Below are 14,660 nucleotides of genomic sequence, written 5' to 3'. Positions count from 1 at the left end.
ACCAGTGGGTGACCGGGCCGAGATCGTGCGGCGACTGCGCGCGAAGGTGGCCGCGGGCGAGCCGATCATCGGCGGAGGTGCCGGGACGGGGCTGTCGGCCAAGTGCGAGGAGGACGGCGGGATCGACCTGATCGTCCTGTACAACTCCGGCCGCTACCGGATGGCCGGACGCGGTTCGCTGGCCGGGCTGCTGGCCTACGGCAACGCCAACGACATCGTGGTGGAGATGGCGCGCGAGGTGCTGCCGGTGGTCCGCCGCACCCCGGTGCTGGCCGGGGTCAACGGCACCGACCCGTTCATGCTGCGCGACCGCTTCCTGCGGGAGCTGCGCGACCTCGGGTTCGCGGGCATCCAGAACTTCCCGACCGTCGGCCTCATCGACGGCACCTTCCGGGCGAACCTGGAGGAGACCGGCATGAGCTACGCGCTGGAGGTCGAGCTGGTCGCCGCCGCGCACGAGGCCGGCCTGCTCACCACGCCCTACGTCTTCTCCTCCGACGACGCGCGGGCGATGACCCGGGCGGGGGCCGACGTCATCGTCTGCCACATGGGCCTGACCACCGGCGGGTCGATCGGCGCGGAGACCGCCAAGAGCCTCGACGACTGCGTGGCGCTCATCGACGAGTGGTCGGCCGCGGCGGCGGAGGTGCGCGAGGACGTGCTGGTGCTCTGCCACGGCGGTCCGATCTCGATGCCGGAGGACGCCGAGTACGTGCTCGCGCGCACCGAGCGCTGCCACGGTTTCTACGGCGCCAGCAGCATGGAGCGGCTGCCCGCCGAGCGCGCGCTGACCGAGCAGACCCGGGCTTTCACGAACCTGGAGATCCGCGACCGCTGAGCCCTCCGGCGGGACGGTCCCGCCGGTACCCGCGAGGAGGAACGATGGCCAGGACCTACACAAGCGCCGTGATCCCCGCGTCGGCCGACGAGGTGTGGCGCCTGGTGCGCGAGTTCGACGGCCTGCCGCGGTGGCACCCGGAGGTCGCGGCGAGCGAGATCGAGGGTGGCGGCGACGCCCGGCCCGGGTGCGTCCGCGCGCTGACGCTGTCGGACGGCGCGCTGGTCCGCGAGCGGCTGAGCGCGCTCGACGACATCCAGCGCTCGTGCACCTACGAGATGCTCGAGGGCCCGTTCGCGGTCCGCCGCTACGTCGCCACGCTCCGGCTCGCGCCGGTCACCGACAGGGGGCACACCTTCGCCGAGTGGTACTCCGAGTACGACTCGGAGGCCGCCGACGAAGCGTCCCTCGACGAGAAGTTCGGCAAGGACGTGTACGGCGCCGGTTTCAGGGCGTTGCAGCGGCGCTACGGCGCGTAGCGGCGGCCGCGCGGGCGCGTCCCATCGCACTTGCGCTGGTCAGCGGGTGGGCCCCGGCACGCGCCGCGTTCGCCGGACGGCTTCGCGGAAGCGAAGACTCCGCCGGTTAGAGTCTGGCGCGTGCCAAGCAGCGTTAGTTCCCCCGAAGCAGACGCCGCGCAGCCGGGCGGCCGGGTCGTGGTCACCGGAGGGTCGGGCTTCGTCGGACGGGCCGTGGTGCGCGCCTTCGTCGAACGCGGCACCCCCGTCACCGTGATCGACCAGCAGCCCCTGCCCGAGGACCTCCGCGGCGACCTGGTCACCCACGTCGCGGGCGACCTCGGCGACCCGGCGGCCCGGGAGGCCGCCGTGACCGAGGGCGCCGCCGGAATCGTCCACCTGGCCGCGATCACCTCGGTGCTGCGCTCGGTCGACCGGCCCGCCGAGACCTACGCGGCCAACGTGGCGGTCACCCAGGAACTGCTGGAACTGGCGCGGCTGCGCGGCCTCGGGCAGTTCGTGCTCGCCTCGACCAACGCCGTCGTGGGCGACATCGGTCGCGGCACGATCTCGGAGTCGCTGCCGCTGCGCCCGCTGACGCCCTACGGCGCGACCAAGGCCGCGTGCGAGATGCTGCTCTCCGGCTACGCCGGCGCCTACGGCCTGGCCACCTGCGCGCTGCGCTTCACCAACATCTACGGCCCGGGCATGGGCCACAAGGACAGCTTCATCCCGCGCCTGATGCGCGCGGCGCTGGCGGGCGCCGGCGTCGAGGTCTACGGCGACGGCTCGCAGAGCCGCGACTTCGTGCACGTCGACGACGTGGTGCGGGGCGTTCTGGCGGCCTGGGACAAGCAGTACAGCGGCACCGCGATCATCGGCGCCGGCCGCTCGATCTCGGTGACGGAGCTGATCGAGGCCGTCCGGACTGCCACCGGCAGGCCGCTGCCGGTCACCCACGTCCCGGCCAAGAACGGCGAGATGCCCGCGGTGATCGTCGACGTCGCCAAGGCCGGCCGCGAGCTCGGCTACACCCCCTCGGTCGAGCTGACCGACGGCCTGCGCACGGTGTGGGAGGACTTCCAGGCCGCGGCCGGCGCTTCCGGGACGGCATGACCGCGACGTCGGTGAGCGCGCCCCGGGCGCACTGGTCGGCCACCCCGAGGCACCAGTGGCCGAGTGCACTGCGCAGGCACTGGCTGATCACGTCGCTGCTGGTCGCCGGGGCCGCGCTGCGGGTGGTCGTGCAGCTGGCCTACCAGCCCGCGCTGCTCTACATCGACTCCTTCCGCTACCTCGACGACCTCGGGTTCTTCTTCCCCGGCGGGATCAACCCGATCGGCTACGAGGTGTTGCTGCTCGGTCCGCTGCTGGTGGTCGGCAACCTGGCCTTCGTGGCCGCCGTGCAGCACCTGCTCGGTCTCGCGCTCGGCGCCGCGGTCTACGCGCTGCTGCACCGCTTCGGGGTGCGGCGGTGGATCGCCGCGCTCGCGGCGGCACCGGTGCTGCTGGACGCCTACCAGCTCCAGATCGAGCACAACATCATGTCCGACCTGCTGTTCCAGCTCCTGCTGCTCGCGGTGGTCGTCGTGCTCACCTGGCGCGGCACCCCGGGCCCGGTGCCCGCCGCGGTCGCGGGCGGCGTGCTCGCGCTCTCGGTGCTGGTCCGCATCGTCGGGCTGACGCTGGTGGTGCCCGCAGCGGTGTTCGTGCTGCTCGCGGCCGGCCTGCGGCCGCGGGACGGCTGGAAGCGGCGGCTCGTCTCGGCAGGTGCGCTCGCCGGCGTCTTCGCCGGGGTGATCCTCGGTTACGCGCTCTACCACCTGTCCTGGACGGGCGTGCTCGCGCTCGGCGGCCACACCGGCAGCGTCGTCTACGGCCGCGCCGCCGCCGTCGCCGACTGCGAGGCGCTGGACCTCACGCCGGACGAGCAGGTGGTATGCCCCGACGAGCCGCGCGAGGTCCGCGAGCGCAACGGGATCGACTACTACATCCACTTCTACAACATCCCCGCCAACGTGCAGGCCCTGCCGGAGGACTTCGACTACGTCGCCGCACAGGGATCGCTGGCCAGGAAGGTGCTGCTGCACCAGCCGATGGACATCGCGGGCGGGGTGGCGACCGACTTCCTCAAGGGCTTCGCGCCGACCCGCACGCAGAGCCCGGGCGACGTCCCGCTGGACCGCTGGCAGTTCCAGACGACCTACCCGATGTACGGGGCCGAGTGGTACGTCGCGGAATGGGCCGAGCACCACGGTGACGTGAAGCCGTCGGCGGACCCGGAACTCGCCGGCTTCCTGCGCGCCTACCAGCTCGGCGGCGGTTACACGCCCGGCATCGTGCTCGGCAGCGCGCTCGCCGTCGGCGTGCTGGCGCTGCTCGGCGCGGGCCGGGCGCGGCGTTCCGGCCTGCGCGCGCTGTGCCTGCTGCCCACCGGACTCGCCGCCACCGTGCTGCTGACCGCGGCGGCGATGGAGTTCTCGTGGCGCTACCAGCTCCCCGGTCTCGTGCTGCTGCCCCTCGCCGGTGCCCTCGGCATCACCGCCATCACCGGCCGCCGCGACACCGACCCGGCCGGGACGCGCGGCGGCCCGGGACCGGACACGACCTCCCGCACCCCCGAAGCCACCGCCGACGCGGCCTGCCGCGTACCCGAACCGAGCGCGACGACCCCCGCTAAGGAGCGCGAGATGTCCCCGACCTCCACCAACAGCCCCGCGACCAGCGACACCGGCACCGCCACCGGGCGAACCGAGCCCGGGGAGTTCCCGGACCGGGTCGACCGGCTCGCGCTGGAGGCGTTCGCCGACCGCTACGGCGACCACCGGTTCGCCCCGGTCGTCGTGCTGATCGCCGCCTACAACGAGGAGGAAGCCCTGGGCGGGGTCCTGGAGGCGATCCCCTCGGCGAGCTGCGGGCTGGAGGTCGACACGCTGGTCGTCGTGGACGGCGCCACCGACGGCACCGCCGAGGTCGCCCTTCGTCACGGAGCCCACACCTGCGTCGCGCCGGTCAACCGCGGGCAGGGTGCCGCGCTGCGGCTGGGCTACCGGCTCGCCGCCCAGCGGGGCGCCCGCTACATCGTCACCACCGACGCCGACGGGCAGTACGACATCACCGAGCTGCCGAAGCTGCTACAGCCGCTGGTCGACGACTCCGCCGACTTCGTCACCGGCTCGCGCCGGCTCGGCAGCAGCGAGCGCCCGCAGCTGATGCGCCGCGCAGGCACCTACTTCTTCGCGTGGATGGTCAGCGCGATGACCGGGCAGCGGATCACCGACACCTCCTTCGGCTTCCGGGGCATGAAGGTGGAGGTGCCCAACTCGGTCACGCTGCGCCAGCGCCAGTACCAGTCCTCGGAGCTGCTGGTCGGGGTGCTCACGCGCGGCTACCGGGTGCTGGAGCAGCCGATGGCGATGCTGGCCAGGACGGCGGGGGAGAGCAAGAAGGGCAACAACTTCCTCTACGGCTACCGCTACCTGAAGGTCGTCGTCGGCACCTGGCTGCGCGAGCGCCGCACCGCCGCGTCCGCGCCCGTGCGCGTCGAGGAGCCGGTCACCGCCGACCGCTGAGGCGGACCGCCGCGGCCCGTGAGTCCTTCGGGATGCTTTGAGCATGAGCGAAGCTCATGGTCTTGGGTGACCGCCCGAGCAACGCGTTCTGAATGCACTTCTCAGGGCTGCTACACCGACCTGAAGGCTCACGGGCCGTCAGCGGCGGGAGGCGAACACCAGTCGGTCGACCAGGAAGAACTTGACCACGAACATCACCAGGTAGGTGCCCAGGAAGGCGCCCCAGACCACGGCGACCTGCGGCGTCCGGGAGCCGGGGAACGCCGACACCGCAAGGGACTCCGCCGCGCTGGTCGCGCCCGCGGCCAGCAGCGCGGTGCCGACCGAGATCACGGCGTAGCGCAGGATCTCGCCGCGCAGCGCCGACCTGCCGCCACCACCCCACGTGCGCCTGTTGAGCAGGAAGTTGGGGACCGCGCCCGCCAGCCAGGCCAGCACCGTCGAGACGACCGCGACCGCACCAAGCGCGAACGACGTCACGAACACGACCTGGCTCACGCCGGTGGCCACCACCGAAGCCGCCGCGAACCGGCTCAGCAGCCGCCAGTACCGGCGCGCGGGCGTCTCCGCGCTGCTGCGTTCCTGGGCGGTCTGCGACACGAGCGTTCCCCTTCGACGTCCACCGGCCGGCACCGAACGATACCGACCGGCGGACGGCGGACGGCGCCGGGAAACACCGGCAGAACGCGGAGTTGCCACGCGGACACGGAGCGCACGCGGCGCTGGGCGCCGCGGCGTCGCCTCCTGCTCGGCGCAACCCTGGGGCTTCGCCGATCGAAGATTCGATGAGAGCATGCGCGGTGTTGTATTCAACGGCCGATGTCGCCGGGTGCGGCGTCGCCGAAGGACGTCTGCCTGCCGTGTGGGCTCCGCATTGACTTGGAGGAGAAGTAAGCGTGCGAATCCTCGTCCTCGGAGGGGATGGCTACCTTGGCTGGCCGACCGCTCTGCATCTGTCCGACCGCGGCCACGAGGTCGCCGTGGCCGACAACTACGCCCGCAGGGCCTACGACCACGAGATGGGTGTCCAGAGCCTCGTACCGATCGAGCCCATGCAGGTCCGCCTCGAAGCGTGGCGACAGGTTTCGGGCAAGACCATCAAGTCCTACTACGGTGACCTCGTCGACGGCGACTTCACGGTCGAGATGATCCGGGACTTCCGCCCGGACACCATCGTCCACTTCGCCGAGCAGCGCGCGGCGCCGTACTCGATGATCGACCGCAGGCACGCGGTCTACACCCAGCAGAACAACGTGGTCGGCAACCTCAACGTGCTGTTCGCGATCCAGGAGGTCGACCCCGACATCCACCTGGTCAAGCTCGGCACGATGGGCGAGTACGGCACGCCCAACATCGACATCGAGGAGGGATGGCTGGAGGTCACCCACAAGGGGCGGACCGACCGGGTGCTGTACCCGAAGAAGCCGGGCTCCTTCTACCACCTGAGCAAGGTGCACGACAGCCACAACATCGAGTTCGCCTGCCGCATCTGGGGCCTGCGCGCCACCGACCTCAACCAGGGCGTGGTGTACGGGCAGGAGACCCCGCAGACGGCGCTGGACACCAGGCTCGCGACCCGCTTCGACTACGACGCCATCTTCGGCACCGTGCTCAACCGGTTCGTCATCCAGGCGGTCCTCGGCCACCCGCTGACCGTGTACGGCACCGGCGGGCAGACCCGTGGCCTGATCGACATCCGCGACACCGTCGAGTGCATTCGGCTGGCCTCGGAGAACCCGGCCGAGCCCGGGGAGTTCCGGGTGTTCAACCAGATCACCGAGAGCTTCTCGGTCGAGGAGATCGCCAAGGTCGTGGCCAACAGCTTCGAGGGCGAGGTCTCGGTCGAGCACCTGGACAACCCGCGCGTCGAGCAGCAGGAGCACTACTACAACGTGGTGCACACCGGCCTCGTCGAACTCGGGCTGGAGCCGCACCTGCTGTCCAACACGCTCATCGAGTCGCTGTTCGGCGTGGCGGACAAGTACAAGGACCGCGTCGACCTCGCCGCGATGCTGCCGACCGTGAAGTGGCGTTCGGCGTCGAGCCCGATGCGCACGGAGGCCTGACGGGCCTGCTTCTTCGACGGGCTGGCGCCGGCCTGGTTCGAGGGTCGGTTCGCCGCCCTCGCGGTTGGGCAGTCCGTTGCGCGCGGGCCCGGACCCGGCGGTTCCGGCGGTGGAGCGGGGCTCCGCCGCCGGAATCCGTCGCGGACCTGCTCCAGCCGCTTCCGCGCTGGTCGAGCCCGGCCGCGAACGTGATCGAAATGGTTTCCCGCTGTGCGGTGTTGCGGGCTGGAATATGCCAAACAGGCCGTGCACACTGGTACCCGCAAGCTCGGGTGGGCGTCGGCCATCCGATGGCGTTGCGCCGCCCGGTAGCGGGCGGCAGCGTGGCGGTCGCGCTCAACGACCGCGGTACGGGGAGCGGCGCCCCGGGCGCGGAGATCATCGATGCACCCGGGGTGCCTACCGTGTGTCGGGGGGCTTCCACACGGTCTACTGAACGGTAATCCCTTCGTGCGGAGCACCGCGATACGACACGTGGGTAATACTCACGGCCGGTGAACGGCCGTCGCGCCCGCACAAGGCGTCGAGTCCGGGGCGTGTTGACACCGCCCGCAGACGAATCGCGCGGTGCAGGCCGTTGGTCTTGCTCCGCGCGACTGGTCCTGGTGCGTGTCCGCCTCCGCGGACCCGCCTCAGCCGGCGACCGCCTCGACCTGCTCCTCTTCCTGCTCGGCGACCGGCTGGGTGCGCTCGCGCACCACGCCGCGGATCGTGTAGGCCAGCGCGGCGATCCACGCGGCCGTGATGAGCGCGTAGATCAGCGTCGGCGACGGCGTCGTGATGTCCAGGCCCTTGACCAGCGTGCGGGCGTTGGTCAGTACGATCAGCCCGCCCGCGCCGACGCCGATCAGCCGCATCGGCACGATCCGCACCAGGTAGGCCGCCAGCGGCGCCGCGATCACACCGCCCAGCAGCAGCGCGGCCACCGTGGTCCAGGAGAACTTCTGGTCCGAAAGCGAGGTCAGGAAGCCGACGCTGGCCGCCAGCGCGACCAGGAACTCGCTGGTGTCCACCGACCCGATGACCTTGCGCGGCTCGATCTTGCCGGTGCTCAGCAGCGTCGGGGTGGACACCGGGCCCCAGCCGCCACCGCCGGTGGCGTCGACGAAACCGGCGACCAGGCCCAGCGGCGCCAGCAGCTTGGGGCTCACCCCGGTGAGCTGGCGGCGGCGCACCGGCCGCAGCGCGAACTTCAGCGCCACGTAGAAGCCGAGGGCGAACAGGATGGCCGCCATCCACGGCTCCGCGGCCTCGGTCGACAGGTTGCTCAGTGCCGTCGCGCCGAGGAACGCGCCGATCGCGCCGGGCACGCCGAGCAGGAGCACCATCTTCCAGTCGACGTTGCCGAACTTCCAGTGCGAGGCGCCGGAGACGACGGAGGTGCCGATCTCGGCCAGGTGCACCGACGCCGAGGCGAGCGCGGGCGTCAGGCCGGCGGTTAGCAGGATCGTGGTCGAGGTCACCCCGTAGGCCATGCCCAGGGAGCCGTCCACGAGCTGTGCGACGAAGCCGCCGATGGCGAAGAGCAGGAATGCGGGCATGAAGTCTCCGTTGGATGCGTCGAATGCATGAGCCGGGAACGCACGGCGGTGCGCGCCTCGGGGCGGCAACGTCGCCGTGGTGCGGTGCGGGATGCAGTGCTGGACAGGCGCGGAAGGCTACGGTTCGAGTCGACAGCCTGCGGAGATGACGCGCAGCAGGTCGATGTGTCGGCGCTGCGTGAGCAGGCTCCACTGATCACTGGGCGTCATGCGGGACAGTCAACCAGATAGCGCGTCCGAGTGGGATGTCCTCTCAAAGTGCGGGACTGGTGAGCGGACGCGCTTGACGGGTGCACCCGAAGGGCCGCTGGGACCCGGACCGGGGGGGCGAAGGGGCCTTCGCCGTCGTGTGGACCGGCTCGGCACCCCGGAAGCGAGGAAGCTCGACGCCGGAGCGCGGGCGGCTCAGCGCCTGGAGGCGAAGCGGCGCGGCGCCTGGAAGAGAGGGGCGCGGCGCCTGGAAGCGAGAGGTTCGGCGCCCGGAAGCAAGTGGGCTCAAACGCCCGCAAGCCAGCGCCTCGACGCCCGGCAGCAAGGGCGGGCCCAGCCCTCCGGAAGGGGGCGTAAGGCCTTATTCCGGCGTTCGGCCACGCAGTGTGCGCAAGGCCACTTTCGGCCTCTGACGGCCACCGTCCGACCGGTCGGGTGCTGATCCACTTCGGATTCCCGGTGTGCTGCCCATAGTCGTCGTGCGCCCCGACGTGTCGTGATCGGACGGTCGACGCGGGCGTGGTGGCGGCGACCGGAATACCCGGGCATTCCAGGCATGCCAACGAAAAGTCGGGCCGGGCCTCCGGGCGATCCGAGATCGCCTTCCCCGGTCGCTCCGCCCCTCTTTGCCAAGTAGTCGCTTGGGTGCCGTCGTTACCTGGAGGTCATCTTCGGCGGCTACACGCTGTGTGCACTCACGGCCTATCCGTACGACCGAACAGGTGAAGCTTGAAGGTGTTGGTGACCCTCCGCTACCTTCGCTTCTCGTACGTCACGGTTCGGTCACGAGCTTCCTCGCCCCGAAGAGGAGCCCCGCAACCCCCGAGCGGGAGTGACCGGACCTCCCCCGAAGACGGAAAGGCGAACATGGGCAAGCACCGCAAGGAGGACGGTCATACCCCGATGGCGTCCCTCCGCGAGACCCTCGTGAACACCTTCAAGCCCCGTTCCGGCGAGTCCGGTGTCCCGGTCCGCAACAAGGTCGCCGCCGCGGTCGTCGCCGCCGGTGCCTTCGCGGCCGTCGGCCAGCCGCTGGCCGCCAACGCCGACGCAGGCCAGCCGGCCAAGCCGGCCGCCGAGACGCAGAACCTCAGCGCCGCGGTGAAGGGCACCCCGGAGGCCCCCGCCTCGGTCAAGCTGCTCGCGGCCAAGACCGAGACCGGCTCGCACGCCGAGGCGCAGAAGCTCGACAAGAGCACCGCCATCGTGCAGGCCAGGGTCGAGCAGGCCCGCGCCGCCCAGGCCGCGGCCGAGCGCCAGGCCCAGGAGGCCGCCGCGAAGCAGCGGGCCGAGCAGGCCGCCGCCGAGCGCAGCGCGAAGGCCGCCAGCGGCTACGTCAAGCCGGCCGAGGGCACCTTCACCTCCGGCTTCGGTGCCCGCTGGGGCAGCAGCCACAAGGGCATCGACATCGCCAACAGCATCGGCACGCCGATCAAGTCGGTGTCGGCGGGCAAGGTCATCAGCGCCGGCCCGGCCAGCGGCTTCGGCCAGTGGGTCCGGGTCCAGCACGACGACGGCACCGTGACCGTGTACGGCCACATCAACACGATCGACGTCAGCGTGGGCCAGCAGGTCGACGCCGGCGAGCAGATCGCCACGATGGGCAACAAGGGCCAGTCCACCGGCCCGCACCTGCACTTCGAGGTGATCGAGGGCGGCAGCAAGATCAACCCGCTGCCCTGGCTGCAGAAGCACGGCATCTCCGTCTGACGGCGGGTGCCCCCAGAACGGCTGCCCGGGACCTGACCTCCCCCGACTGGTTCCGGGCAGTCCTCCCCGTGAAGACGTGAGGCCCCTTCGCCCGACCTGGGCGAAGGGGCCTCACGTGCTTCTGGGCCAGGGCGAACCGCGTCAGTCCTGCCTGGTGCGGGCCTCGTGGGAGCATCCCGGCCGCAGGTCCGGGACGTCGGTCTCCAGGCGCTCCCGCAGCCAGGCAAGCGTCCGGGACAGCAGCCGCGACACGTGCATCTGGGAGATGCCGACCTGTTCGGCGATCTGCGTCTGGGTCATGCCCCGGAAGAAGCGCATGACCAGGATGCGCCGCTCGCGCTCCTCCAGCTCAGCCAGCAGCGGGCGGATGGTCTCGCGGTTCTCCACCTCGTCGAGCTCCGCGTCGTTGGAGCCGATGGCGTCGCCGAGGGGGATCTCGTCGGTGTCGGTCAGCAGCTCGTCCAGCGACGCGCTGCGGTAGGCGTTGCCCGCCTCCAGCCCGTGGTAGACGTCGTTGGTGCTGATGCCCAGGTGCTCGGCGATCTCGCTCGGTGTCGGGGCGCGGCCGAACTCCTGCGACAGCCGTGCGATGGCCGCCGAGACCGACAGGTGCAGCTCCTGCAGCCTGCGCGGCATCCGCACCGCCCACCCGGTGTCCCGGAAGTGCCTGCGGACCTCGCCCATGATGGTGGGCACCGCGTAGGAGAGGAAGTCGACGCCGCGGCCGGGGTCGAAGCGGTCCACGGCGTTGATGAGACCGAGCGTGGCGACCTGGGTCAGGTCTTCCTGGGACTCCCCACGATGGCTGAACCTGCGCGCGATGTGCTCGGCAACCGGCAGGTGCTCGGTCACCAGCCTGTCGCGCAGTTGCTCGTGGCGGGGGTCCTGCCGCTCCACCTTCGCGAACTCGGCGAACAGCGGAGCCAGTTCGTCGTAGCGCTGGTTCCGCGAAGCGGCGGCAGGCCCGGAGTCCGCATGCTTCACTCGTGAGCCGTCCGTCCCTTGGTCAGTTCGATGCGCACCAGATGGCTCCCGTCGGAGCCCGCATCGGACTGAACCGAGGTTGACACACTGTCGGCGAGTGCGCTGAGCACGCGCCAGCTGAAGGTGTCCTTGCGAGGGCCGAAGGCATCGTCGCTGATCACCTCCGCGGTGACCGAGAGCCCGCCCTCGTGGATGTGGAACCGGCAGACCAGGGAGGCCGACGGAGCGGCGAGGCGGACCAGCGACGAGCAGGCCTCGTCCACTGCCAGCCGCAGGTCGGCGATCGAGTCGACGTCGAAATCCGCGCGCATGGCGAGGTCGCCGATGACCGCACGCATCACCGCGAGCTGGGCGGGCTCCGCAGCGACGCGGACCTCGACCAGGTTCGACGTGGGCGTGTCGGGTTCGGCGTACCCGGTGTCGCGCTCCAGGCTCATTTGCTTGCCACCTCGTCTCGGGTCGCTGCGGCGGTGGCCCCCTTACGGCTACCTGATACCCGGGGTGGCCAGGGGGCAAACGATGTTCTCCACGGCGCACGCGGCCGTGTCAAACAGTGCGGCCGCGCCCGGTGGGCGCGGCCGCCATCCCTACAGCAGGGTCGTCCAGTAGTCCCAGAACGCCTGCAGGCACAGGACCACGATCGCGAGGTACCAGACCGCCAGCACCACGCTGTGCACCCGCGCCAGCGCCTCCCCCACGCGGCCGGGCCGCAGGTTGTGCAGCGTGGTGTACCAGAACATCGGGATCGTCACGACCCACACGACCATGCAGTACGGGCACAGCGCGCCGATCTCGTACAGGCTCTGGAAGATCAGCCAGTGCACGAAGACCACGCCGAGGGTGGTGCCGAGCTGGGCGCCGACCCAGAACCAGCGCGGGGCGGGGAACCCCGCCAGCAGCGCCGCGCCGAAGACCACCATGACCGGGAAGCTCGCCACGCCCAGCAGCGGGTTCGGGAAACCGAACAGCGCCGCCTGCGGGCTGTCCATCACCGAACCGCACGAGATGATCGGGTTGAGGCTGCAGGTCGGCACGTAGCCCGGGTTGGCCAGCTTGGCCAGCTTCTCCAGGACCAGCGCGAACGAGGCGGCCAGCCCGACCAGGCCGCCGACGACGTAGAGCCAGCCGAGCCCGCGCTGGACCTGCACCGGGGTGCCGGCGCTGCCGGTGCCGGTCGTGGCGGGCATGGTCGCGGTCACCGGGCGAGCGCCTGGTCGATCTCGGCGCGGAACTTGTCGGCGACCTGCTGGTAGGTCACGCCGTCACCGCTGGGCGCCTGGAACTGCTTGCCGTTGATGAACAGCGTGGGCGTGCTGTTGACCCTGGCGGCCTCGCCGTCGGCGAGGTCCCGGTCGAGCTTGGCCTTGATCTGCGGGGAGGCCATGTCCTGGTGGAGACGGTTGACGTCCAGGCCGATCTGCTGGGCGTACTGGTCGATCAGGGCCGCGGCCTTCTGGCTGTCGGAGCTGACGTTCTGGCCGTCGGGAGCGATCGCCCACGCCTGGTAGTTGTCGTACAACGCGTGGTACATCTCCTTGAACTTGCCCTGCATCCCCGCCGCCTCGGCGGCGCTGGCGGCCTGCCGGGCCAGCGGGTGCATGTCCAACGGGAAGTTGCGGACGACGAAGTTGATGCGGCCGGCGTACTGCTGCTCGACCTGCTTGGTGATGCCGCGGTAGTACTGCTCGCACGCCGGGCACTGGTAGTCGAGGAACTCGGTGACGGTCACCTTGCCGTCCGGGGACTGGCTCAGGGTGCTGCTGTCGGGCTTGTTCAGCGTCTCGGCCGGGACCGCGCCGCTGAGCGAGCTGCCGTTGCCATCACGGTTGATCCACAGCACGCCGCCGATCACAACCACCGCCATGACCACCACGATGAGGGTCAGGATGATGTTGATCGAAAAGCCGCTCTTCTGGGTGACCGGATTAGTCGTCTTCGGCATCGGCTGGCTACACCTTCGTGTGCTCGGCGGGTGTGACCCGCGTTTTGCTACCGGGGCGAATCCAGTCTGCACCGTTCACACGAAGGTGAAATCAGGCGGGGTGGAAATCTCAGGCGGTTCTCAGCCGGTTCACACCACGCGTCCCAGCCGGTTCGTCCCCGTGCGCCGAACCGGTTCACCCGGACCGGCTCAGGCGCCGGGCCGGTTTGCCCCGAGCGCGCGCGAGGGTAAGGAGTGGGGAACCACTCCGGCGTCTGGAACGAGCATGACCGACCCGCAGGCCCTGCTGGACGACGACGAACGGTCGCTGCTTCGGCGGTGGACCGGCGACTGGGCGGAGCCCCAGCTCGCGACCCTGACCGACGCGCCCTTCTCCGACCCCGCCTGGATCTACGAGCGCAAGCTCGACGGGATGCGGGTGATCGCGGGCAGCGAGGGGGGCGGTGAACCCGTTCTGTGGTCGCGCAGTCACAGACGGGTCAACACGGCTTACCCGGAGGTGGCCGACGCGCTCGCGGAGCAGGCGGCCGACCGGTTCGTCGTCGACGGCGAGGTGGTGGCGTTCGAGGGCGACCAGACCAGCTTCGCGCGCCTGCAGCGCCGCATCCACCTGGGCGACGCGCGCGCCGCGCGCAACACCGGGGTGCGCGTCTTCTACTACGTCTTCGACGTGCTCGCCTTCGGCGGCGTGGACCTGCGGAGGCTGCCGCTGCGGACCAGGAAGCGGCTGCTGAGAGAGTCTTTCGACTTCGCCGACCCGCTGCGCTTCAGCGCTCATCGCAGCGGCAACGGCGAGGAGTTCCTGGCCCAGGCGTGCGAGCGGGGCTGGGAGGGGCTGATCGCCAAGCGGGCCGACCGCCCCTACTGCAGCGGGCGCTCCCGCGACTGGCTGAAGTTCAAGTGCGTGTCGGACCAGGAGTTCGTCATCGGCGGCTACACCGAACCCAAGGGATCGCGCGTCGGCTTCGGAGCGTTGCTGCTCGGTTACTACGAGGGAGACCGCTTCCGCTACGCGGGCAAGGTCGGCACCGGCTACGACGAGCGGACGCTGCGCGACCTGCGGGCGAGGCTGGACCGCATCGAGCGGGACGCATCCCCGTTCCACGACCGCGTCGCGGAACGGGACGCGCACTGGGTGGAGCCGGAGCTGGTCGCCCAGATCGGTTTCACCGAGTGGACGAGCGACGGCAGGCTCCGGCATCCGCGGTTCTCGGGGCTGCGCAACGACAAACCCGCGCACGAGGTGGTCCGGGAAGCCCCGGCCTAGGGATTGTTCCAGCCGTGGTTCTCACGGCGGTGCGGGCTGGATTCCGCACCCCGAGCGGCTTACGCCGCTCGG

The 14,660-nt window shown here is 70.8% G+C and carries 13 protein-coding genes; 7 read left to right on the top strand and 6 right to left on the bottom strand.

Translation table 11 applies throughout. The features are described from left to right. Positions 1-4: 4 nt before the first annotated feature. The 4 genes from SACE_RS27300 (at position 5) to SACE_RS39535 (ending at position 4,868) form a co-directional block, all read left to right on the top strand. The gene (locus SACE_RS27300) at positions 5-838 is read left to right on the top strand and encodes a phosphoenolpyruvate hydrolase family protein (RefSeq protein WP_009948217.1); all 834 of its coding nucleotides are present in this window, start codon (positions 5-7) and stop codon (positions 836-838) included. 44 nt (positions 839-882) lie between these two features. Further along, on the top strand, positions 883-1,317 hold the full coding sequence (locus tag SACE_RS27295) for an SRPBCC family protein (protein ID WP_009948219.1): 435 nt from the start codon (positions 883-885) through the stop codon (positions 1,315-1,317). 120 nt (positions 1,318-1,437) lie between these two features. Then, positions 1,438-2,412, top strand: coding sequence for an NAD-dependent epimerase/dehydratase family protein (locus SACE_RS27290; protein ID WP_011874807.1), 975 nt, complete (start codon positions 1,438-1,440; stop codon positions 2,410-2,412). Then, positions 2,409-4,868 carry a glycosyltransferase family 2 protein gene (locus SACE_RS39535; RefSeq protein ID WP_011874806.1) on the top strand — a complete coding sequence of 820 codons (2,460 nt, stop codon included), beginning with the start codon at positions 2,409-2,411 and terminating at the stop codon, positions 4,866-4,868. Before SACE_RS27290 ends, SACE_RS39535 begins: the two co-directional genes overlap by 4 nt. Positions 4,869-5,006: 138 nt before the next feature. Here SACE_RS39535 and SACE_RS27280 read toward each other — a convergent pair whose 3' ends face one another. Further along, the gene (locus SACE_RS27280; RefSeq protein ID WP_009948223.1) at positions 5,007-5,468 is read right to left on the bottom strand and encodes a GtrA family protein; all 462 of its coding nucleotides are present in this window, start codon (positions 5,466-5,468) and stop codon (positions 5,007-5,009) included. A 296-nt stretch (positions 5,469-5,764) separates the two neighbouring features. On the opposite strand from SACE_RS27280, the gene SACE_RS27275 reads away from it, so the two are divergent. Next, positions 5,765-6,934: an NAD-dependent epimerase/dehydratase family protein gene (locus tag SACE_RS27275; RefSeq protein ID WP_009948224.1), complete on the top strand. Its 1,170-nt coding sequence runs from the start codon at positions 5,765-5,767 to the stop codon at positions 6,932-6,934. 632 nt (positions 6,935-7,566) lie between these two features. Here the strand turns inward: SACE_RS27275 and SACE_RS27270 are convergent. After that, entirely contained in the window at positions 7,567-8,475 is a 909-nt protein-coding gene (locus tag SACE_RS27270; RefSeq protein WP_009948225.1) for a sulfite exporter TauE/SafE family protein, read from the bottom strand. A gap of 1,077 nt (positions 8,476-9,552) precedes the next feature. Between SACE_RS27270 and SACE_RS27265 the strand changes: the two genes are divergently transcribed. Further along, the gene (locus tag SACE_RS27265; RefSeq protein ID WP_009948226.1) at positions 9,553-10,395 is read left to right on the top strand and encodes a M23 family metallopeptidase; all 843 of its coding nucleotides are present in this window, start codon (positions 9,553-9,555) and stop codon (positions 10,393-10,395) included. A 141-nt stretch (positions 10,396-10,536) separates the two neighbouring features. On the opposite strand, the gene SACE_RS27260 is transcribed toward SACE_RS27265, so the two are convergent. The 4 genes from SACE_RS27260 to SACE_RS27245 form a co-directional block, all read right to left on the bottom strand. Next, positions 10,537-11,379, bottom strand: a complete 843-nt coding sequence (locus SACE_RS27260; protein ID WP_009948227.1) for an RNA polymerase sigma factor SigF — start codon at positions 11,377-11,379, stop codon at positions 10,537-10,539. Beyond that, positions 11,376-11,816, bottom strand: coding sequence for an ATP-binding protein (locus SACE_RS27255; RefSeq protein WP_009948229.1), 441 nt, complete (start codon positions 11,814-11,816; stop codon positions 11,376-11,378). The genes SACE_RS27260 and SACE_RS27255 overlap by 4 nt, the downstream gene beginning before the upstream one ends. A 150-nt stretch (positions 11,817-11,966) precedes the next feature. Next, positions 11,967-12,578, bottom strand: a complete 612-nt coding sequence (locus tag SACE_RS27250; RefSeq protein WP_009948230.1) for a vitamin K epoxide reductase family protein — start codon at positions 12,576-12,578, stop codon at positions 11,967-11,969. Then, positions 12,575-13,321 carry a DsbA family protein gene (locus SACE_RS27245; protein ID WP_009948232.1) on the bottom strand — a complete coding sequence of 249 codons (747 nt, stop codon included), beginning with the start codon at positions 13,319-13,321 and terminating at the stop codon, positions 12,575-12,577. The genes SACE_RS27250 and SACE_RS27245 overlap by 4 nt, the downstream gene beginning before the upstream one ends. Positions 13,322-13,586: 265 nt before the next feature. On the opposite strand from SACE_RS27245, the gene ligD reads away from it, so the two are divergent. Then, on the top strand, positions 13,587-14,588 hold the full coding sequence (gene ligD / locus SACE_RS27240) for a non-homologous end-joining DNA ligase (protein ID WP_009948233.1): 1,002 nt from the start codon (positions 13,587-13,589) through the stop codon (positions 14,586-14,588). The last annotated feature ends 72 nt before the right edge of the window (positions 14,589-14,660 follow it).

Source organism: Saccharopolyspora erythraea NRRL 2338, assembly GCF_000062885.1.
Classification (GTDB): Bacteria; Actinomycetota; Actinomycetes; order Mycobacteriales; family Pseudonocardiaceae; genus Saccharopolyspora_D; species Saccharopolyspora_D erythraea.
Note: the sequence above shows the minus strand (reverse complement) of the source record. Positions and strands in the feature narration are given on the sequence as shown.